Here is a 19,066-nt window from a genome sequence, read left to right on the forward strand (position 1 = left end):
CGTGAGAAAGTTATTATTGTTGCTGCTGTTGATTGCCGTGCCGGTGGGCGCAGGTGACCTTGACCTGCATGGTCATTTCACTCCTGGTGGGCTGGTATTTGGGCGTACCTGTGCCGATTGTCAGGTGGTGTTCCAGGGGCGTCAGGTGCCGGTGACAGCGACCGGAGATTTCATTATCGGTTTTGCTCGTGATGCGGCCCTGACAAAAGAACTGCTGGTGCAAACTCCGGATGGACAAGTGCGGCAACAGCCGCTTCAACTTGAACCACGGGACTATCGGATGCAGCGGATTGACGGCATCAGTCAGCGGCTCATGGAACCGTCGCCGGAAGATCTTGAGCGGATTGGCCGTGAAGCCGTGGAGATTGCTGCTGTCCGTCAACAGTTCAAGGTACACCGTAATTTCCTGGAGGCGTTCAGTTGGCCGCTGACCGGTCGCATCACCGGGGTTTATGGCAGTCAGCGGATTTTTAATGGCGAGCCGCGGCAGCCCCATTTCGGCATCGACATCGCCGCCCCAACGGGGACCCCGGTCAAGGCACCGGCCGGTGGGGTCGTAACCTATGCCCATCCCGGGATGTTTTTTGCCGGCACCACCCTGGTGGTTAACCACGGCCATGGGCTTTCCTCAACCTTCCTGCACCTGCATGAGATTCTGGTCGAGGTCGGTCAAGAGGTGACACAAGGGCAAATCATTGCCACTGTCGGTGCTACCGGTCGGGTGACCGGCCCGCATCTCGACTGGCGCCTGAACTGGTTCGATGTCCGTCTCGATCCGGCGCTGCTGGTTGGTGCCATGCCCAACTGAGCGGGCTTAGTAAATCTTCCTTTTTGAGAAGGTTGACCCCAGCACGCTGAAGGTATTTTCCACAATAAACAGGGCATGTTCGTCGGTGGTAAAAACGATCTCTTCCAGCCGCTTCAGCTGGATGTTGTTAATCACCACCATCATGACCGTACGACCCTCCTTGCGGTAGGCACCGATCGCCGGCAGCAGGGTGGTGCCGATTTTCAATGTCGTCATGACCCGGTCGGCAATCGCCTCTGACTTTTCCGAAATAATAAAGGCCAGTTTGCGCTGATTGAACATGGACAGCGTGTAGTCCAGGGTCACTGAGGTGACAAAGACGGCGATCATGGATGCAATGACCAGATCGTTATCGAGACTTATAAAACTCAAGCTGAACAGGATCAGATTAAAACCGAAATAGGTCTTGCCGATACCGATGTTGTATTTCTGATAAAGGATGATCGCGATAACATCAAGACCACCGTTGGAACCAAGGGAGCGTAGAACCATGCCGGCACCGAATCCGAGCATGACGCCCAGGGTCAAGGCAGCATAGAGCTGGCTTTCAATATGGATTTCAAACTGGATCAGCTGGTAAAAGATCGAGATTTGTGCCATCGCCAGGGCGCTGTACCACAGGAAGCGGCGGGAAATGAAGATGTAGCCGAGGATAAACAGCGGGATGTTCAGCAGCAGGTAGATCAGGCCTGGATTGAGCAGATCCGCCAGATAGTAAATCAATGAACTAACCCCGAACAGGCCGCCGGGGACAAAGTTATGGGGAATCGCAATCCCTTTGAGAGCCAGGGTCTGAATCAGTGAGCCGACGGTGATCAGTGCGCAGTTCCAGAAAATTGAGTAAACAAATTTGCTTTTTTCTTTGGTCATCCCGTATCCTCCGCAGATTGCGTTCGAACCGACCACACTAACGCTTTGACGCAAAAAAACAACCTTTTTCAAAAGAAATTCTCATGGCGCAATTTGAACTGCTATCTCCCTACTCCCCCTGTGGTGATCAGCCTCATGCTATTGACGAATTGGTTGCCGGGATCGAACGCGGCGACCGTCATCAGGTACTGCTGGGGGTTACCGGTTCAGGTAAAACCTTCACCATGGCCAACGTGGTGGCGCGGACCCAACGTCCAACCCTGGTGCTGGCCCATAACAAGACCCTGGCAGCGCAGCTTTATGGAGAATTCAAGGAACTGTTCCCCCATAACGCGGTTGAATATTTCGTCAGTTATTACGATTACTACCAACCCGAAGCCTATGTGCCGTCGACCGATACCTTCATCGAAAAAGACAGCTCCATCAATGAAGAAATCGACAAACTGCGCCATAGCGCGACTCGGTCCCTGTTGTCGCGTCGCGATGTGCTGATCGTTGCTTCGGTCAGTTGTATCTACGGCCTCGGTTCACCGGAAGCCTATTATGGGATGCTGGTCGATCTGCGCAGCGGGATGGAACTCAAGCGCAACGATTTTCTTCACCGGCTGGTGGAAATCCAGTACGAACGCAACGATATCGACTTCCACCGGGGCACCTTCCGGGTACGTGGCGACAGTGTCGAGGTGTTTCCCGCCTACGAGGAAAAGCGGGCCCTGCGCATTGAGTTTTTCGGGGACGAAATCGATGCCATCAGTGAGATCGACCCTCTGCGCGGCCAGGTGATTGATCGCCTTGAGCGCACCGCGATTTTCCCCGCCAGCCATTATGTGGCGACCAAGCCTACCCTCAAGCGTGCCATCGGTGAAATCCAGGATGAATTACAGCGGCAGATTCAGCATTTTCGCGAGCAGAATATGCTGCTGGAGGCCCAGCGCATTGAGCAGCGTACCCTCTTTGATATCGAACTGATTGAAGAAATGGGCTACTGCCAGGGGATCGAAAATTACTCGCGCTTTCTTGACGGTCGCAACGTTGGTGAACCGCCGGCGACCCTGTTATCCTACCTGCCCGATGATGCCCTGATGTTTATTGATGAGAGCCATGTCAGCGTCAGTCAGGTCGGGGCCATGTATCGTGGTGACCGCTCGCGCAAGGAAACCCTGGTCAACTATGGTTTCCGTCTGCCGTCAGCGCTGGATAACCGGCCGCTGATGTTTGAGGAATTTCAGCAGTGCCAGCCACAGACGGTGTACGTGTCAGCAACCCCCGCTGATTACGAACTGGCACAAGCCGAAGGAGTGTTTGTCGAACAGGTTATCCGACCGACCGGGCTGGTCGATCCCCCCATCGAAGTGCGCCCGGCCCTCAATCAGGTTGACGATCTGATCGAGGAAATCAGGGTGACGGTGGAAAAGGGCGCGCGGGTGCTGGTCACCACCCTGACCAAGCGCATGGCTGAAGATCTCACCGGCTATCTCAAGGAAGCGGGAATCAGGGTGAACTACCTGCATTCTGATATTGACACGGTCGAGCGGGTGCAGATTATCCGCGCTTTACGTGAAGGAGAGTTTGATGTGCTGGTCGGCATCAACCTGCTGCGCGAAGGGCTCGATATTCCTGAAGTGGCCCTGGTCACAATTCTCGACGCCGACAAGGAAGGTTTCCTGCGCAGCGAGCGTTCCCTGATCCAGACCTGTGGCCGCGCTGCGCGCCATATCGACGGCCGGGTCATCATGTATGCGGATCGTGTGACCCGCTCAATGCAGGCCTGTCTCGATGAAACCGAACGGCGGCGGGTCAAGCAGCTGCAATACAATCAGGAACATGGCATCACGCCGGTATCGGTCACTAAGTCCCTCTTTTCCATTGTCGATAATTTTATCGGGCGCAAGGATAAGGAATTACCCCTGTGTGCTGAAGAAGAGGCCCTCTATGCCAACCCCGAGGCGCTGAAAGCTAAAATGACCGAAATCAAGGCCCAGATGCTCGAAGCGGCTGCCGAACTGGAGTTTGAAAAAGCGGCTGTTTTGCGCGATCAGTTGCTGGCGCTGGAAAAGCGTGCCCTGCTGCTATAAGCAGGAGGTAAGAGGATGTTGCCAGATCATTCTAACGGCGGGCACAATGAATTGTGCCCCTACAATCATCGGTCAACCCATGATTCCTGTTGAAACCATCATCACGTTTTTCTCGGCCGCAGTGCTTCTGGGTCTGGCGCCGGGGCCGGATAACCTCTTTGTCCTGACCCAGTCGGCCTTGCGTGGTCGTGGCCCGGGGCTTGTTGTTGTTCTCGGTTTGTGTAGCGGTTTACTGGTACATACGGCGGTTGTCGCTTTTGGGGTGGCGATTATTTTTCAGAGCTCTGCCGTTGCTTTTACCCTGCTCAAATTGATCGGTGCCGGCTATCTGGTTTATCTCGCCTGGCAAGCTTTTCGGGCACCGCCGGAGACCCTCCAGGGTGAAGCAGGTGTGGCGCCTGGTTACTGGCGTTATTACCGCCGTGGGGTGATCATGAATCTCACCAATCCCAAGGTGTCGATCTTTTTTCTCGCGTTTTTGCCCCAGTTTGCCGATCCGAGTTACGGCGCCGTTGTATATCAATTGCTATTACTCGGCGGCTTGTTCATTCTGGCGACCGTTCTGGTGTTCGGTGGTATTGCTCTGCTGGCCGGCAGTATCGGCCAATGGCTGAACCGCTCGCAGCGGCTGCAGTTGGTTCTCAATCGCCTGGCGGGCGCGGTGTTGGTTGCCCTGGCCATCAGGCTGGCCACAGCTCAGCGTTGAGGAGAGGGTCACGGATGCAGGAAATTCTTGCTGAATATCGCCGGTTGTTGGGTGGCATTGACGACTGGTACGCCGGATGCATTGAGCGCTCAGGGGGGCAGATTGTCTGCCGCCCAGGATGCTCTGGCTGTTGTCGTGGCCTGTTTGAGATCAGTCTGCTCGATGCGGCTCTGCTCCAGTCCGGTTTTGCTGAGCTGGCCGAATCCGTCAAAGAACAGGTGCTGGTCAACGCCCGCTTGCGGGTGAACGACTTGCAGCAGCGGTGGCCGGAATTTCAGGCCCCTTACATCCTCAACCCTCTGCCCAACGATGAGTGGCAGAATATGCCAGAGAATGACCTGACCCCCTGTCCGTTGCTTGGTGCGGATGGTAACTGTCTGGTTTATCAGTCACGTCCCTTGACCTGCCGGTTGCACGGATTGCCGAATATCGATTGTTCAGGGGAGTCTTTTTCCGATGACTGGTGTACCCTGAATTTTGTCGGCAGCAATCCACTGCACAGGGCCGAATTGCGTTACCCGTTCCGTGACGCTTTTGCCCGCGAGTTCGAGCTGCTCGGGTTGTTTGCGCAGCAGCTGACCGGGCGGCGGCAGTTGGAACTGGACACCTTCGTCCCATCCGGGTTATTGATCAATTTTTCCACCGATTTTTGATGTTGCATGTCCTGCCCGACAGTGAGATCCCCGCGTGAGTACAACAACCACAGCAGAACTGAATACCCCCGGTGGTTTTCGTGAAATGCTCGCTATTTCCACTCCGATGGTGGTGTCTCACGCCTGTGAAACCCTGCTGATCTTTATTGATCGACTGTTTCTCTCGCGCATCGGACCGGAGCCAATGAATGCGGCTATGGCCGGTGGTCTGTCGAGTTTCATGCTGATGACCTTTTTTGTCGGTCTGATCGGCTACACTACCGCCCTGGTTGCCCAGTATCTCGGTGCCGGGCGCAAATCCCAATGTACAGTGGTGGTTACCCAGGCGATGCTGCTGGTACTCCCCGCCACCCTGCTGGTTTTTGCCTGTCGACCGCTGGTTTATTCGCTGTTCGGTCTGATGGACATCCCAGCGGTACAGCGCGAACAGCAGCAGCTCTACTTCGATATTCTCCTCTATGGAACACCATTGGTGCTGCTGCGTACCAGTTTATCCGGGTTTTTCTCCGGGATTGGCCGTACCCGCATTGTCATGATCTCCGCCATGGTCGCTATGGTGGTCAATGCCGTCGCCAATTACGTGCTGATCTTCGGGCACCTTGGTTTCCCCGCCCTTGGCCTGCGCGGCGCCGCCTATGGCACCCTGTTCAGCAGCTCCTGCGCCCTGCTGGTATTGCTGACCGCCTATGTGCGGCGCACGAATCGTGATGAGTTTACCATCGGTGCCGGCTGGTTATTTCACCGGACGATTATGGCCAAGCTGTTGCGCTATGGTTCGCCGGCCGGGGTTGAGATGTTTTTGAACCTGCTGGCTTTCACCCTTATTGTCCTGATTTTTCACAGCCATGGCGTGGTGACGGCGACGGCAGTGACCATTGTCTTTAACTGGGACCTGGTGTCCTTCGTGCCGCTGCTCGGCCTGCAGATCGGCGTTGTCAGTCTGGTTGGACGGTACATGGGCGCGGGAAGCCCGGAGGTCGCTGAACGCGCGGCCTTTTCCGGTTTGAAGATGGGGTGGATCTACTCATCGCTGGTGCTGCTGCTGTTTGTTACCTTGCCGCAGCAGATGGTCGATATTTTTGCCCCGTCTGCAACCAACGAACTGTTCCTGGCAGCAGCCCCCCTGGCGGTGGACATGTTGCGGCTGGCCGCGCTCTATGTGCTGGCAGATGCTACGATCGTCGTTTTCAGCGGCACCTTGCGCGGTGCCGGCGACACCCTCTGGGCCATGGGGCTATCGGTCGCCATGCACTGGATCATGGTGCCGATCGTTTTTGTTTTTCTTAAGGTGTTGAATTTCAGTCCGATTGCTGTGTGGCTGGCCTTTATTGTTTTTTTCCTGATCAGTGGCGGTTTGTTTTATCTGCGCTTTCGCCATGGTCACTGGAAGACCCTGGTGGTGGTTAAAGATTGACGGGATGCCGTACTATGTTGATAAAGTCGCCACTTGTTGATTAATGCTGAACCTGTTAACGGGAAGGAAGGAAGAATGACCAGCGAGCAAAAGTATGAGCAGTTACAAGCGACTATTGCGGCAATGGAATCGGTGTTGGTGGCCTTTTCCGGTGGAGTGGACTCCACCTTTTTGTTGCGCGTTGCCGTCGATGTGCTGGGTGCCGACCGGGTCCTGGCCCTGACCGCAACGTCGCCGACGTATCCGCACTATGAATTTGAAGAGAGTCGCAAACTGGCGGCAGCCATGGGAGTGCGCCAACTGGTTGTTGAAAGCAATGAGCTGAAGGTAGCTGATTTTACCCGCAATGACCGGCGGCGTTGTTACCATTGCAAAAGTATTCTTTTCAGCCTGTGTCGCGCCCAAGCAGCGGAACTCGGCTTCAGCCAGGTCCTCGACGGCTCGAACCTGGATGACCTCGATGACTTTCGCCCCGGCAGCGATGCGGTAAAAGAGCAACAGATCCTTTCACCCTTGCAGCAGGCCGGTTTGACCAAAGAGGACATCAGAACCTTGAGCCGCCGACTCGGCTTGCCGACGGCCGACAAGCAGGCCTTTGCCTGTCTCTCATCCCGCTTCCCCTATGGCACTGAGTTGACGCCGGAACGGCTGCTGCAAGTCGAACGCTGTGAGGCTTTTTTACGGGATCAGGGTTTTGTCAATTATCGGGTCAGATATCATCACGATGTCGCCAGGATAGAGGTCTCTCCCAGCGAGGTACCGCGCCTGCTTGATCCAGACCTGCGTGATGCGGTGGTTGCCGCCTGTAAAGAGGCGGGCTTCTCCTATGTTGCTCTCGATCTGCAGGGATACCGCACTGGCAGCATGAACGAGGTGCTGACCGGAACCGCGTAGTTAATCCTTATCCTTGTTCGTGTAGTTCTCGGGGTTTGTCCTTGAATAAGGGCACGAATCAACGTAGAATACGCGTATCTGAACGACGTGCGGAGGCAGTCAGTAGCCTGGTGGCGCTCACGGTCTTCAAAACCGATGGGGGGCGTATCCCGTCCCCGGTGTGTTCGATTCACATCTGCCTCCGCCAATTAATAAAAACAAGGGGTTATGGATTCGTCCATAGCCCCTTTATTTTTGTTCGTAGGGGCCGACGCCTAAATGGTGCTGACGTTCCAGGCGGACGGCCTCACCAAGGCTATCGAAGCCATCATGTGCCAACAGTTCCACAATATCTTGAATTGCGTTACACTCTGTCAGGTGGGTCACGGTTTCTCTCCTCTCTGGATGGGTTTGGCGATTCAACCAAAGAGGATAACCGTGGCCTGTCGTTTTGTCAGGCCTAAATGAATTTACAGAAACAATGATGCACTAACACCGAGCAGGCGATGGTTTAGTGCCTGCACCGTCTGTATGGCTATGATGCGCTGGATCAGGTGTGCGACCGACGTCCGGCCATGGCCACCACAGGTGGCGTGATGGAACCGGGCACCCTCGCCTACGAACCCCCTTTCGGCAAGCTGCACTCCGGCGGCCCAGATGGGCTATTCACCGGTAAGGACAATGTGATCGAAGGGATCTTCCAGACCATGGAGGAGGTTCATACAGGGTGCTGGGACAATGGGGAAGCTGATCGGGATGACCGTGCTGCGGTTTAATGATGGAGAGTTTGCAACCATGTTGAAAAAAATAACATCAGTTCTTTCGCTGCTGCTTACCGGTTGTGTCGGTATGCCCGCCGGGATCACCCCGGTGGAACCGTTCGACCTGGATCGTTATCTTGGGCGCTGGTACGAGATTGCCCGGCTTGATCATTCCTTCGAACGGGGCCTGTCGGAAGTGACCGCTGACTACAGTCTCAGGGATGATGGACTGGTGCGGGTGGTGAACCGTGGCTATGACCAGACTGCGGATCGTTGGAAGCAAGCCGAGGGGCGGGCACGATTTGTCCGTGAACCGACCCAGGGGTTCCTGAAGGTGTCATTCTTCGGGCCGTTCTACGGTTCCTATATTATCTTTGAACTTGATCAGGAGAACTACAACTACGCCCTGATCAGCGGTCCGGATACCTCCTACCTCTGGATTCTGGCCAGGCAACCCTATTTATCCGATGGGGTCAAACAACGGCTGATTGCTGCTGCCCGAGACAAAGGGTTTGCCGTCGACAACCTCATTGTTGTCGAGCACGGGGTGGCTGATCAGTAAGGAGATTCCCGTAAATCCAGTTCCCGGGATAACGCCCTATGGCCTCAGTGAGGATGTCCAGGGTATCAAGGCGCATGGTTCTATGTTGTTCCCGGCAGGAAAGGATTCCTGTTGTTTGATCTGCTCTATCAGGGCATCTCGAAACCGTTCAAAGATCCGGTTCGCCTGTATCGTCGTCAGTTGTCGTGTCTCGACCTTGGCACACAGGCCGATCCACAGGGCGTGGATGGTGGCGAGTGGTTCGGAGTCAGGGTCGTTGGTCAGCATCTGCTCCCACTTCTGCAGTTCAGCCGGGTCATGGCAGTAATCGGTATTGTACTCATGGGCAATGCCGAAGGATGGAACGAAAATCGTCAGGAGTAACCAGAGCATCAAGATTTTCATGATGAACACCCTTGTTACTGTGGTGCCGCGTTTGAGAAGACATTCAACACCATAACGCCTGCAACGATCAGCACTATCCCAATAATCGCGGCAGCATCCAACTTCTGACCAAAAACCAACCAGGCAATCAGGGAAATCAACGCAATGCCTGCTCCTGACCAGATGGCATAGGCAATACCCACCGGGATAGTCTTGAGGGTTAAGGAGAGAAAGAAAAAGGCGGTTGAGTAGCTGATGACGACAATCAGTGACGGCCACAGGCGGGTAAACCCTTCTGCTGACTTTAATGCTGACGTTCCAATGACTTCACTGACGATGGCTGCTGAGAGAAAAACCCACTGTTGCATGATCGCATACCAATTTGTGATTAGAAGGTTATCCGCCTGAATGAAACGGATCGGTAAATAAAAAAACCCCTCGTGCGGAGGGGGGGTGCACGAAGGGTTTTTGGGGAAGCCATGTAGCCCCTTGATTTGAAGGTTACTCCAACTCAGGAATTGGGGGCAAGCAAAAATCGCCAGAAAAGATCACACCAATATTCGGCACTGGAATGACTTATTGTGTCACCTTGGCAGCTTATCCTTCGTGCTGCAATGTCGTCAGGAGATTAATATGACAGCGATTCTACTCGGTCGGGCCGATCAGGTCCCGCCGGAAAACTTAAACATCCCCCTGTTCCTTGATCGGGTGCCCGCCGGGTTTCCCTCGCCGGCGTCCGACTATTGCGAGGGCAGTCTGGATCTGAACGAGCTGTGTATCACCAAGCCCGCCGCCACCTACTTTGTTCGTGCTTCGGGCGATTCCATGATCGATGCCGGGATTTTCGCCGGTGATGTGCTGGTGGTGGACCGGTCTTTGGAGGCCCGGCATGGCGATGTGGTGATTGCCGAATACGGAGGAGAGTTGACGGTGAAAAGGCTGGAGCTCAAACCGACGGTGCGGCTGATGCCGATGAACAGGAACTACCTGCCGCTGGTAATACCCGAAGGGGAGGAACTACAAATTTTCGGCGTCGTTACCACCGTCATCCATTCCCTGCGCAAACCATGACCGATAACGTCTTCGCCCTGGTCGACTGCAACAACTTCTATGTCAGTTGTGAGCGGGTGTTCCGTCCCGATCTAAAAAATGTCCCAGTGGCGGTGTTGTCCAATAACGACGGTTGTATCATTGCCCGCAGTAAGGAGGTCAAGGATTTGGGAGTCAAGATGGGGACCCCGCTGTTCAAGGTCAGGGATCTGATCAAGGAGCACAAGATCCGCATCTTCTCCAGCAACTACAGCCTCTATGACAACATCTCTACCAGAGTGATGCAGACCCTGGAAACCTTCTCCCCACGGGTTGAAATCTATTCCATTGATGAAGCTTTTCTGGATGTGAGCGGTCGCCCCCATCGTGAAACCTATGGCCACCGGATCAGGCAGACGGTGATCAAGGACGTGGGTGTTCCAGTCTGTGTCGGTATGGCCACCACCAAGACCCTGGCCAAGCTGGCCAACTATGCCGCCAAAAAATTCACGCAGACCGGCGGCGTGGTGGATTTGACCGATCCCCAGCGCCGGCAGCGTTTACTCGACATTACCCCGGTATCCGAAGTCTGGGGGGTCGGCCGTCATCATACCGAAAGTCTCGCTCGCATCGGTATCACCACCGCCGGACAATTGGCCCGGATGGATAGCCGCTTCCTCCGCAAGAAATACTCCGTGGTCATGGCGCGCACCCTCATGGAGCTGAACGGCGAATCCTGCCTGGATCTGGAAGAGATCACCCCAGTGAAAAAACAGATCGTCTGTTCCCGCTCCTTTGGCGAAAAGATCACCGACAAAAGCCAGGTCCGCCAGGCCCTCTGCGAGTTTGCCGCCCGTGCCGCCGAAAAACTGAGAAAAGAGCAGCAACGGGCAACCGTCATGACCGCTTTTATCCGTACCAGCCCGTTTGATAAAAACGCACCTCACTACGGCAATGCCGCTACCGGGCGTTTTTTTCAATCCACCTCCGATACCCGGCAGCTGGTCGGCATGGCCACCAATCTGTTTGAACGGATCTGGAAAGAAGGCCATCGCTATGCCAAAGCCGGTGTCATGCTGGGCGACTTTACCCCCGAACAGCAGATGCAATACCCCTTGTTTGGTCAACCCGAGGATACCGACACCGCTGACCGTCTGATGCTGGCCATCGATAACATCAATAAGGGCGTCGGCAAGATCTGGTTCGGCGGGCAGCGCCCGAAGAAAGACTGGTACATGAAACAGGATCTCAAGTCACCAGCCTATACGACGCGCTGGGATTGTTTGCCGGTGGTGCGGGGGTGAAATCCATCAAAGTTGGATCAACGATAAAAATTGAGTAACTATTCAGCTCTATCTCTGCCCCGGGTCGGGAATCCTTTGTCACATGGCCGGCACCAGTTCTTCCGGCTCTTCCACCTCGACCTGGTTGCGTCGCGGGGCGATGCGACGGAAAAAATCAACCAGCTTACGGCTGAGCTCCTGTGGCAGTTCCAGTGAGAGCAGGTGCCCACCATCCAGCTGGTCCGAGCAGAGGCAGCGCGGTAATATTCCCGCCATAACCCCAATGTGATGAGGGTGGCAGATGTTGTCATGCTCGCCGCTGACAACCATGGTAGGCAGTTGCAGGTTGGCAAGCAGTTGAGTGTAGTCGCGGCGATGAATCATCGCTTTGAGGCCATTGATCAGGGCATCGCGATCATAGTTATTAACCATCTGCCGCACCGAGTTGATCAGGTGCGCGGGAAGCTGCTGCTCGCGACCCGCAAAGAGCATGCTCACCAGTTGTTCGCGCGCATTCTCCCCTTCGCTTTGCATCAGCTGATTGATCAGTTCGGCACGGCGGGCACGCTCCTGCACATCGTCCTGAACCGGACGCGTGGAAATGAAGCAGGCTCCAGCAATCCGTTTGGGGTGGCGCTCCAGTAAATCGAAGAGGATGGCTCCGCCCATTCCCATGCCGCAGGCGGCAAAGCGGCGCAAGCCAAGGCGGTTGAGCAGGCGCAGGATGCTGTGGCTGTAATCAGCGATGGAGTTGTATTCACGGCATTGGGAAAAGTCGGGAAGAATGACGCGAAACCCGGCATGTTGCAAAGGGTCAATCTGCTCGTTCCAGATTTCTGCGGTTAAGGGGAGGTCATGGATGAGGACAACGGCCGGACCCTGACCGATATCCTTGAAGGGGATGGAGTTTTTCTTCTGCATTGCATTTTCTCCTTGTAGTGACAGATGATGAGATGCGTCCATTGATTTATGTTGTAAACGGTAATCACAATTTTCATTGCAAGGGGGGGCGGTTCATGTTTCGACTGTTACAAGGATGAGCAATTTGTATACCGATGTTTTACTTCTGTAAAAATATAAATAAATGATAAAAAACAGATATATAGAGCTTTATGGTAATTACTATAAGATATGTATTTTCGCAAAAACGCAAACAACATTCTAGTCCGCCAACCAGCTGCATGCTGGTTGAGTGGTGGCAAAACGTTGAAATATAAGGAAATTTCCATTTTCGCAGGATTGCGAAAGATCTTTTCTTTACTTTGGCATTTGGGCAATAGGCTGGGAGATAGCAGCGAGGGTGCAGCTATCCGTTGAGGATGGAGGTCGATGATGACCAAGATTGATAAGGTGCCGCCCGTTGTCCTGGTGACCGGGGGTGCGCGCGGAATCGGCAGGGGGATTGCCCTGCGTCTGCTTAAGGACGGGTTTCGGGTGGTGATTGCCGACATGGATGATGAGGCCGGCCGCCGGCTGGTCATCGAATCTGCCGGCGAAATCGCCGCGATAAGGACGGATGTTGCCGCTGAAGAGTCGGTCAAGGCGCTGTTTGAGCAGATCAGTGCGGATTTTGGTCGTTTGGATGGGTTGATCAATAATGCCGGAATTGCCCGTGCTCATGCGGTCCCCCTTGAACAGCTGGAACTGGCCGACTGGAACCGCCTGCTGGCGACTAATCTGACCGGCGTTTTTCTGTGCAGCAAGTACGGGATTCCCCTGTTGCGGCCCTGCCGGGGAGCCATTGTCCATATTGCCTCCACCCGGGCCTTACAATCGGAAGCCGATACCGAGGCCTATTCTGCCGGCAAGGGAGGCGTGGTGGCGTTAACCCACGCCATGGCCATCAGCCTCGGGCCGCAGATCCGGGTCAACTGCATCAGCCCCGGTTGGATTCATGTCACTAATGATACCCTGCAGCCCCGGGATCACGCGCAACATCCGGCCGGCAGGGTCGGGACTCCGGAGGACATTGCCGGCCTGGTGGCGTACCTGATTTCTGAGCAGGCCGGGTTTATTACCGGCCAGAATTTTGTTGTCGATGGCGGTATGACGCGCAGGATGATGTATGTCGACTAAAAGCTAGGGCGTCGCCGGTTCCAGTCGCAGCAGGGCCCCGTTACGGGCATCAGTCAGCAGGTAGATAAAGCCGTCCGGCCCCTGGCGGACATCGCGGATACGCCCGACCCGGTTCTGCAGCAGGCGTTCTTCAGCGACGATCTCTTCCCCCTCAAGGGTCAGGCGCACCAGCATCTGGCCGCGCAAGGCGCCAACCAGCAGATTCCCGCGCCAACCGGGAAACTGATCGCCGGTATAAAACGTCATACCTGCGGGAGCAATGGAAGGATCCCAGTAATACAGAGGTTGCTCCATCCCTTCTTTGTGGGTGCCGATACCGATTCTGGTACCGATGCCGTAATTGACCCCGTAGGTAATAACCGGCCAGCCGTAGTTATGACCGGAGCGGATAATGTTGATTTCATCTCCCCCCTGGGGGCCGTGCTCATGGGCCCAGAGCTCTCCGCTGAGCGGGTGCAGGGCGGCGCCCTGAATGTTACGGTTGCCGATACTGAATAATTCCGGCAGCCAATCCGGCTGCTGCTGGTACGGGTTGCCGGCAGGAATACGACCATCATCGTGAATCCGGATGACCGAGCCGGCATGGTCATCGGTGTCTTGAGCGCGCTCCTTCTGCCCATGGTCGCCCAGGCTGATATAGAGAAAACCCTTGCCGTCGAAGACCAGGCGGGAGCCGAAGTGACGACCGGTTGAGGTGCCCTTGTTGCCGCGAAAGAGCACCTCAACCTCCTTAAGCTGGTTGCCGATGAATGTACCACGGGCGACATCGGTACTAATGCCGCGGCTGCGGGTCGAGGTGTAGGCAATATAAATCAGCTGATTGTCGGCAAAGCGGGGATGCAGAGCAACATCAAGCAGACCGCTCTGCCCCTGGGCAACAATGTTGGGCAGGCCCGATACCGGTTGGGGCAACAGCTGACCATTTTCTACCAGGCGAAGCCGCCCCGGACGCTCGGTGACCAGGATGCGACCATCGGGAAGAAAAGCCATCCCCCACGGGTGTTCCAGCCCTCTGGTGATCTCGACGATGCGGATTTGCTCGCTGGAGGTCGTGACAACCTGCGCAGCAGCACTGAAAGGCGAACTGATAAGCAGTAAAAAAGCAAGACTAACGGCCAGGGTGCAAAAGCTGAATATTTTGCAGTTTGTCATGATGTGCCTCCCTGTGTTTTTTGGGAAAAAGGTAGCGAGTAAGTAGAACTTCCTGAAAAACCAGGTTTCTTCGGTATATCCTCTATTGCTCCAGTGAGCGAAGCAAACGGGTGGTGAGAACCAATATTATAACACAGTGCTGCCGGGCAATGGCTTTGGCAACCGCTGGGTCCGTGGTATACTTTGTTTTTGCAGATTCTCTTGATCCACATTGCAGCAGGGAGGTTTAACCTTTATGAAATTTAAAGCATTAGTCGTAAGTCAGCCGGAAAAAAAGGTGTTTGTCCGTTCAATTGAAACCCGCAGCCTTGATGAATTGCCCACTGGTGATCTGATCGTTAAGGTCCATTATTCCTCCCTTAACTACAAAGATGCCCTGTCGGCAACCGGTAACCCGGGGGTGACCCGTGAGTTTCCCCACACTCCAGGGATCGATGCTGCCGGCGAGGTTGTCAGCTGCACTGAAGGCAGTTTCCAGCCCGGCGACCCGGTGATTGTTACCAGTTATGACCTCGGGATGGAAACCGATGGCGGTTTTGGCCAGTTGATCCGTGTGCCAGCCAGTTGGGCGCTGAAATTGCCGAAAGGGTTGAGTCTCAAGGAGAGCATGATGTATGGCACCGCAGGCTTAACCGCCGGGCTGTCGGTTGACCAGCTGATCGCCAATGGGGTGACGCCGGACTCCGGTCCGATCCTGGTGACCGGTGCGACCGGCGGAGTGGGGAGTCTGACGGTCGCGATTCTGGCCAAGCTCGGTTATCAGGTGACGGCAGTTACCGGCAAGCTTGATGAAGAATCCTACCTTAAACGCCTCGGAGCCCAACAGGTGCTCAGTCGAGAAGCCTTTATGACCGGCAGTGACCGCCCGATGCTGAAAACCACTTGGGGTGGTGTTGTCGATTGTGTCGGTGGCGAGATGCTGGCGACGGCGATCAAGTCTACCCGTTACGATGGGGTGGTTACCTGTTGTGGCCTGGTGGCCTCGCCGGAACTGCCGATCAATGTTTTCCCCTTCATTCTGCGCGGGGTGCGCCTGATCGGTATCGATTCCGCCGAAGCTCCCATGGCGCGTCGGCAGCAGGTCTGGACCAAGCTGGCGGACGAGTGGAAACTCGCTGATCTCGACCGGATGGTCGAAGAGGTGGCGCTGGAGCAACTGGAAGAAAAAATCAAGCAGATGCTGGCGGGAGAACTCAAGCGCCGGGTGCTGGTTTCCCTGATTGAGGGCTGAAAATAATTTGACCGCCGGTGAACAGGTGAGCGGGAGGTAATGATGTTACGACAGCTGGGATGGATGTTGCTGCTGCTGGTGCTGACCGGGTGCGCCGTCAATCCGGTCACCGGGCGCAATGAACTGGTGCTGGTCGGAGAAGGAACCGAGCTGCAGATCGGCGCTGAGCAGTATGCGCCGCTACGGCAGATGCAGGGGGGGGATTACGCTGCCCAGCCGCAGATTACGGCCTACGTCAAGGAGATTGGCGGGCGTCTGGCCGCCGTCAGTGATCGTCAACTGCCCTATGAGTTTCAGGTGATTAACGATTCGACGCCGAATGCCTGGGCGTTGCCCGGCGGCAAGATCGCCATCAATCGCGGCCTGTTGACCGAGATGCAGAGCGAAGCGGAGCTGGCAGCGGTGCTTGGTCACGAAATTATCCACGCCGCCGCGCGTCACAGTGCCCAGAGTATGCAGCGCGGAATGCTGTTACAGGGAGCGGTGGTTGCCGCAGCGATGGCGGCGGGCAACAGTGAATATGCCGGGCTGGCGATGGGCGGCGCGTCCATTGCCGCCGGTTTGGTCAGCCAGAAATACAGTCGCGAAGCGGAGAGCGAGGCCGATTACTACGGCATGCTTTATATGTCACGCGCCGGTTATGATCCCAGCGCGGCGGTCGATCTACAGCAGACCTTTGTGCGCCTGTCGGAAGGACGCCAGGGTAACTGGCTTGAAGGCCTGTTTGCCAGCCACCCGCCATCGCAGGAGCGGGTTGATGCCAACCGCCGCACCCTGGCAAGCTTGCCCCCTGGAGGTGAAAGAGGGGTGGAGCGCTACCGTCAGATGATGGCTCCGCTGCGTGCTGCCCAAAAATCCTATGATGCCTATGATGAAGGGCGCAAGGCCTTAAATGACAATCGTGCCGCACGCGCGCTGGTTCTGGCCGACCAGGCGATTGCCGGTGAACCCAAAGAAGCCCTTTTTTATGGTCTGCGCGGTGATGCCCTGCGTAAGCAGGGGCGTGATCGCGAAGCGATAGCGGCCTTCGATCTGGCCCTGCAGCGTCAGCCGGACTATTTTCACTACTATCTGCAGCGTGGTCTGGCCTATCAGGCGTTGGGGGAGACCGGCTCAGCAAACGCTGACCTGGAGCGTAGCGTCGCTTTGTTGCCGACTGCCCCGGCCATGAACTCTCTGGGTCAATTGGCTCTCAAGCAGGGCGACAGCACGCGCGCGATGGAATATTTCTCCGGAGCGGCTGCGTCTGATTCTCCCGCCGGGCGCCAGGCCTATGCATCTCTGGTGCGACTTGATCTGTCCACCAATCCTGCAACATATCTTAAAATCGACTATGCTCTCGATCGCCAGGGACAACTGCTTGTCCGTCTGGCGAATCAGACCCCGGTTAGTATTGGTGATATCACCCTTGAGGTTGGTTACGACGATCCGGCCGGCAAACGCCAACAGACTCGGCTGCGCATTGCCGGACCGGTTGCCGCCGAAACGACTTACCAGGCTGCTACCGGACTTGGACCTATCGCTGATCCGGGAAAAGTAAAGAATCTGGGAAGCCGGATCATGGCAGCACGGGTCCTTGATTAGTATCGCCATGCACTTTTGTGATACGCACATTCATCTGGTGGCCGCTGGCACCAAAGAGAAGGCCGACGTATGGGTTGAATCCGCCGCCGCGGCGGGGATCGACTGTCTGATTCAGCCCGGCGTCAGAATCGGTGATTGGGATGCGATGGTCTCTTTGGCACAGCGCCATCCGAGCGTCTATGCCGCCCCGGGAATTCATCCCATGTGCGCGGATCAATGGGATGACGAGGCGGCCCGGCAGTTAAAGGAACTGACCTGCCATCCAAAGGTTGTGGCTATCGGTGAAATCGGTCTGGATGCTGTTGTCGGGCCTGCCCAAGAGGTTCAGGAGCGGGCCCTGCGCGCCCAGTTGCAGATTGCTCTGGATCATGACTTGCCGGTACTGCTTCACTGTCGTCAAAAAAAAGGTGCCCTGCTGGCGATATTGCGTGAGTTGGATATCGGGCGGCACATTGGCGGGGTCTGGCATGGTTTTTCAGGCAGTTTGCCCTTTGCTCGCGAGTTGGTTGACCTGGGCTTTGTCATCGGGGTTGGACCGGTTCTGTTGCGGCACAATGCGCGCAAGCTGATCGAGGTGGTCGCGGCCCTGCCAACATCATCTTTCGTCGTGGAGACGGATCTGCCGGATATGGCACGGACACCGGAGGAATTAATCAATGTGGCGAAAAAAATTGCTGAAATTAAAAGCCTGTCACTTTACGGTGTAGCTAGAGTAACGACAGAAAATACTTTAAAATTGGTATCTGTTCCGCACCGGATGCCTGCTCCTGGGCGAAGGACAGCAGTTGAATAATTACTATCAATTGTTTGGTAAATTTCAGGAAGGTAGCAAATGAATGAACATCGCTTCAGCCGGATGCAGTTGTTGGTCGGTGCGTCGGCAATGGACAGTCTGGCGGGAGCCTCAGTCGCTGTCTTCGGTATTGGCGGCGTAGGCAGCTACGCGGTGGAGGCTTTAGTAAGAGCAGGTATTGGAAGCCTGACCCTGGTAGACTTCGATGAAATCTGCGCAACAAACATCAATCGCCAGATCCATGCGCTGGATAGTACCATCGGCCGCTCCAAGGTCGAGGTGATGGCTGAGCGCTGTCACCAGATCAACCCCGCTTGCCGAATCATTCCCAGGCACGCATTTTATCAGGCCGCAACCGCGCCGGAGCTATTGCCGGCGGGCTACGATTATGTTCTTGACTGCATCGATCATATCACCGCTAAACTGCACCTGATCGAGAACTGTGTAAAACAGCGGATTTCGGTCATCAGTTCGATGGGCGCCGCTAATAAGCTCGACCCGACCCAGATCACGGTTGCTGACATCAGCGCCACAGAAAAATGTCGTCTGGCCCGGATTATCCGCAAGGAGCTGCGGCGGCGCGGGATCGATCAGGGGGTGCAGGTGGTCTACTCGACGGAAGAATTTCGTCCTTTAAGTGACGAAGCCCATATTTGTGCCGACAACTGCATCTGCCCCAATCGCGAGGAACAACGCTGGAGTTGCAGCGACCGGCGGGTCATTCTTGGCAGTTCGTCTTATATTCCCCCGATCTTCGGTTTGACCATGGCAGGCGTTGTTGTGCAGACACTGATCGGCGAGATCAGGTCAGCTACTGACGGCCAGAGCTAGCC

General features: G+C 55.6%; 21 protein-coding genes and 1 tRNA gene. 16 read left to right on the forward strand and 6 right to left on the reverse strand.

Annotated elements, in window-relative coordinates:
- Position 1 precedes the first annotated feature (1 nt).
- Positions 2-808 (forward strand): M23 family metallopeptidase, encoded by an 807-nt coding sequence (locus tag ICT70_RS06800; RefSeq protein WP_337906759.1) that lies wholly within the window; start codon positions 2-4, stop codon positions 806-808.
- A gap of 6 nt (positions 809-814) precedes the next feature.
- On the opposite strand, the gene ICT70_RS06805 is transcribed toward ICT70_RS06800, so the two are convergent.
- Positions 815-1,678 (reverse strand): YitT family protein, encoded by an 864-nt coding sequence (locus ICT70_RS06805; RefSeq protein ID WP_191154816.1) that lies wholly within the window; start codon positions 1,676-1,678, stop codon positions 815-817.
- An 83-nt stretch (positions 1,679-1,761) separates the two neighbouring features.
- Here ICT70_RS06805 and uvrB point away from each other — a divergent pair, with 83 nt between their 5' ends.
- From uvrB to ICT70_RS06835, 6 genes are all read left to right on the forward strand, one after another.
- Complete coding sequence (gene uvrB, locus ICT70_RS06810; protein WP_191154818.1) at positions 1,762-3,753, forward strand: excinuclease ABC subunit UvrB; 1,992 nt, start codon at positions 1,762-1,764, stop codon at positions 3,751-3,753.
- Between the two features lie 79 nt (positions 3,754-3,832).
- Positions 3,833-4,459 carry a LysE family translocator gene (locus tag ICT70_RS06815; protein ID WP_191155004.1) on the forward strand — a complete coding sequence of 209 codons (627 nt, stop codon included), beginning with the start codon at positions 3,833-3,835 and terminating at the stop codon, positions 4,457-4,459.
- 14 nt (positions 4,460-4,473) lie between these two features.
- A complete protein-coding gene (locus tag ICT70_RS06820) occupies positions 4,474-5,112 on the forward strand; it encodes a YkgJ family cysteine cluster protein (protein WP_191154820.1) in 639 nt (212 codons plus the stop codon).
- A 34-nt stretch (positions 5,113-5,146) separates the two neighbouring features.
- Complete coding sequence (locus ICT70_RS06825) at positions 5,147-6,526, forward strand: MATE family efflux transporter (protein WP_191154822.1); 1,380 nt, start codon at positions 5,147-5,149, stop codon at positions 6,524-6,526.
- Between the two features lie 75 nt (positions 6,527-6,601).
- On the forward strand, positions 6,602-7,420 hold the full coding sequence (larE, locus tag ICT70_RS06830; protein WP_191154824.1) for an ATP-dependent sacrificial sulfur transferase LarE: 819 nt from the start codon (positions 6,602-6,604) through the stop codon (positions 7,418-7,420).
- Between the two features lie 91 nt (positions 7,421-7,511).
- Positions 7,512-7,607: transfer RNA gene (locus tag ICT70_RS06835), tRNA-Sec, on the forward strand.
- A 41-nt stretch (positions 7,608-7,648) separates the two neighbouring features.
- Here the strand turns inward: ICT70_RS06835 and ICT70_RS06840 are convergent.
- Positions 7,649-7,786: a hypothetical protein gene (locus ICT70_RS06840; protein WP_191154826.1), complete on the reverse strand. Its 138-nt coding sequence runs from the start codon at positions 7,784-7,786 to the stop codon at positions 7,649-7,651.
- A 209-nt stretch (positions 7,787-7,995) separates the two neighbouring features.
- Here ICT70_RS06840 and ICT70_RS06845 point away from each other — a divergent pair, with 209 nt between their 5' ends.
- Positions 7,996-8,175 (forward strand): hypothetical protein, encoded by a 180-nt coding sequence (locus tag ICT70_RS06845; RefSeq protein ID WP_191154828.1) that lies wholly within the window; start codon positions 7,996-7,998, stop codon positions 8,173-8,175.
- Positions 8,176-8,194: 19 nt separating this feature from the next.
- Positions 8,195-8,722, forward strand: coding sequence for a lipocalin family protein (locus ICT70_RS06850; RefSeq protein ID WP_224746881.1), 528 nt, complete (start codon positions 8,195-8,197; stop codon positions 8,720-8,722).
- 36 nt (positions 8,723-8,758) lie between these two features.
- On the opposite strand, the gene ICT70_RS06855 is transcribed toward ICT70_RS06850, so the two are convergent.
- Positions 8,759-9,106: a hypothetical protein gene (locus ICT70_RS06855; RefSeq protein ID WP_191154830.1), complete on the reverse strand. Its 348-nt coding sequence runs from the start codon at positions 9,104-9,106 to the stop codon at positions 8,759-8,761.
- A 14-nt stretch (positions 9,107-9,120) separates the two neighbouring features.
- Positions 9,121-9,453, reverse strand: coding sequence for an SMR family transporter (locus ICT70_RS06860; RefSeq protein ID WP_191154832.1), 333 nt, complete (start codon positions 9,451-9,453; stop codon positions 9,121-9,123).
- A 265-nt stretch (positions 9,454-9,718) separates the two neighbouring features.
- Here ICT70_RS06860 and umuD point away from each other — a divergent pair, with 265 nt between their 5' ends.
- Together umuD and umuC are read left to right on the forward strand one after the other, a co-directional pair.
- The gene (gene umuD / locus ICT70_RS06865) at positions 9,719-10,156 is read left to right on the forward strand and encodes a translesion error-prone DNA polymerase V autoproteolytic subunit (protein ID WP_191154834.1); all 438 of its coding nucleotides are present in this window, start codon (positions 9,719-9,721) and stop codon (positions 10,154-10,156) included.
- Positions 10,153-11,418: a translesion error-prone DNA polymerase V subunit UmuC gene (umuC, locus tag ICT70_RS06870; protein ID WP_191154843.1), complete on the forward strand. Its 1,266-nt coding sequence runs from the start codon at positions 10,153-10,155 to the stop codon at positions 11,416-11,418. Before umuD ends, umuC begins: the two co-directional genes overlap by 4 nt.
- Before the next feature lie 78 nt (positions 11,419-11,496).
- Here umuC and ICT70_RS06875 read toward each other — a convergent pair whose 3' ends face one another.
- On the reverse strand, positions 11,497-12,318 hold the full coding sequence (locus ICT70_RS06875; protein WP_191154845.1) for an alpha/beta fold hydrolase: 822 nt from the start codon (positions 12,316-12,318) through the stop codon (positions 11,497-11,499).
- A gap of 408 nt (positions 12,319-12,726) precedes the next feature.
- Between ICT70_RS06875 and ICT70_RS06880 the strand changes: the two genes are divergently transcribed.
- A complete protein-coding gene (locus ICT70_RS06880; RefSeq protein WP_191154847.1) occupies positions 12,727-13,473 on the forward strand; it encodes an SDR family oxidoreductase in 747 nt (248 codons plus the stop codon).
- A 3-nt stretch (positions 13,474-13,476) separates the two neighbouring features.
- Here ICT70_RS06880 and ICT70_RS06885 read toward each other — a convergent pair whose 3' ends face one another.
- On the reverse strand, positions 13,477-14,625 hold the full coding sequence (locus ICT70_RS06885) for a PQQ-dependent sugar dehydrogenase (protein ID WP_191154849.1): 1,149 nt from the start codon (positions 14,623-14,625) through the stop codon (positions 13,477-13,479).
- A 235-nt stretch (positions 14,626-14,860) separates the two neighbouring features.
- Between ICT70_RS06885 and ICT70_RS06890 the strand changes: the two genes are divergently transcribed.
- The 4 genes from ICT70_RS06890 to ICT70_RS06905 are packed head-to-tail and all read left to right on the forward strand — an operon-like array spanning position 14,861 to position 19,064.
- On the forward strand, positions 14,861-15,856 hold the full coding sequence (locus ICT70_RS06890; RefSeq protein ID WP_191154851.1) for a YhdH/YhfP family quinone oxidoreductase: 996 nt from the start codon (positions 14,861-14,863) through the stop codon (positions 15,854-15,856).
- Positions 15,857-15,895: 39 nt separating this feature from the next.
- Positions 15,896-17,440 carry a M48 family metalloprotease gene (locus ICT70_RS06895; RefSeq protein ID WP_224746882.1) on the forward strand — a complete coding sequence of 515 codons (1,545 nt, stop codon included), beginning with the start codon at positions 15,896-15,898 and terminating at the stop codon, positions 17,438-17,440.
- Positions 17,433-18,233 carry a TatD family hydrolase gene (locus ICT70_RS06900; RefSeq protein ID WP_191154853.1) on the forward strand — a complete coding sequence of 267 codons (801 nt, stop codon included), beginning with the start codon at positions 17,433-17,435 and terminating at the stop codon, positions 18,231-18,233. Before ICT70_RS06895 ends, ICT70_RS06900 begins: the two co-directional genes overlap by 8 nt.
- Before the next feature lie 39 nt (positions 18,234-18,272).
- Complete coding sequence (locus ICT70_RS06905; protein WP_191154855.1) at positions 18,273-19,064, forward strand: tRNA threonylcarbamoyladenosine dehydratase; 792 nt, start codon at positions 18,273-18,275, stop codon at positions 19,062-19,064.
- Positions 19,065-19,066 lie beyond the last annotated feature (2 nt).

The organism is Pelovirga terrestris (genome assembly GCF_014773365.1).
In the GTDB taxonomy this organism is placed as follows: Bacteria; Desulfobacterota; Desulfuromonadia; order Desulfuromonadales; family Geopsychrobacteraceae; genus Pelovirga; species Pelovirga terrestris.

Bases quoted from the DNA above. Each gene is read 5' to 3' on its own strand.
- ICT70_RS06805 (WP_191154816.1), bottom strand. From the start codon at position 1,678: ATGACCAAAGAAAAAAGCAAATTTGTTTACTCAATTTTCTGGAACTGC.
- uvrB (WP_191154818.1), top strand. From the start codon at position 1,762: ATGGCGCAATTTGAACTGCTATCTCCCTACTCCCCCTGTGGTGATCAG.
- ICT70_RS06815 (WP_191155004.1), top strand. From the start codon at position 3,833: ATGATTCCTGTTGAAACCATCATCACGTTTTTCTCGGCCGCAGTGCTT.
- ICT70_RS06820 (WP_191154820.1), top strand. From the start codon at position 4,474: ATGCAGGAAATTCTTGCTGAATATCGCCGGTTGTTGGGTGGCATTGAC.
- larE (WP_191154824.1), top strand. From the start codon at position 6,602: ATGACCAGCGAGCAAAAGTATGAGCAGTTACAAGCGACTATTGCGGCA.
- ICT70_RS06845 (WP_191154828.1), top strand. From the start codon at position 7,996: ATGGAACCGGGCACCCTCGCCTACGAACCCCCTTTCGGCAAGCTGCAC.
- ICT70_RS06850 (WP_224746881.1), top strand. From the start codon at position 8,195: ATGTTGAAAAAAATAACATCAGTTCTTTCGCTGCTGCTTACCGGTTGT.
- ICT70_RS06855 (WP_191154830.1), bottom strand. From the start codon at position 9,106: ATGAAAATCTTGATGCTCTGGTTACTCCTGACGATTTTCGTTCCATCC.
- ICT70_RS06860 (WP_191154832.1), bottom strand. From the start codon at position 9,453: ATGCAACAGTGGGTTTTTCTCTCAGCAGCCATCGTCAGTGAAGTCATT.
- umuD (WP_191154834.1), top strand. From the start codon at position 9,719: ATGACAGCGATTCTACTCGGTCGGGCCGATCAGGTCCCGCCGGAAAAC.
- umuC (WP_191154843.1), top strand. From the start codon at position 10,153: ATGACCGATAACGTCTTCGCCCTGGTCGACTGCAACAACTTCTATGTC.
- ICT70_RS06875 (WP_191154845.1), bottom strand. From the start codon at position 12,318: ATGCAGAAGAAAAACTCCATCCCCTTCAAGGATATCGGTCAGGGTCCG.
- ICT70_RS06880 (WP_191154847.1), top strand. From the start codon at position 12,727: ATGATGACCAAGATTGATAAGGTGCCGCCCGTTGTCCTGGTGACCGGG.
- ICT70_RS06885 (WP_191154849.1), bottom strand. From the start codon at position 14,625: ATGACAAACTGCAAAATATTCAGCTTTTGCACCCTGGCCGTTAGTCTT.
- ICT70_RS06890 (WP_191154851.1), top strand. From the start codon at position 14,861: ATGAAATTTAAAGCATTAGTCGTAAGTCAGCCGGAAAAAAAGGTGTTT.
- ICT70_RS06895 (WP_224746882.1), top strand. From the start codon at position 15,896: ATGATGTTACGACAGCTGGGATGGATGTTGCTGCTGCTGGTGCTGACC.
- ICT70_RS06905 (WP_191154855.1), top strand. From the start codon at position 18,273: ATGAATGAACATCGCTTCAGCCGGATGCAGTTGTTGGTCGGTGCGTCG.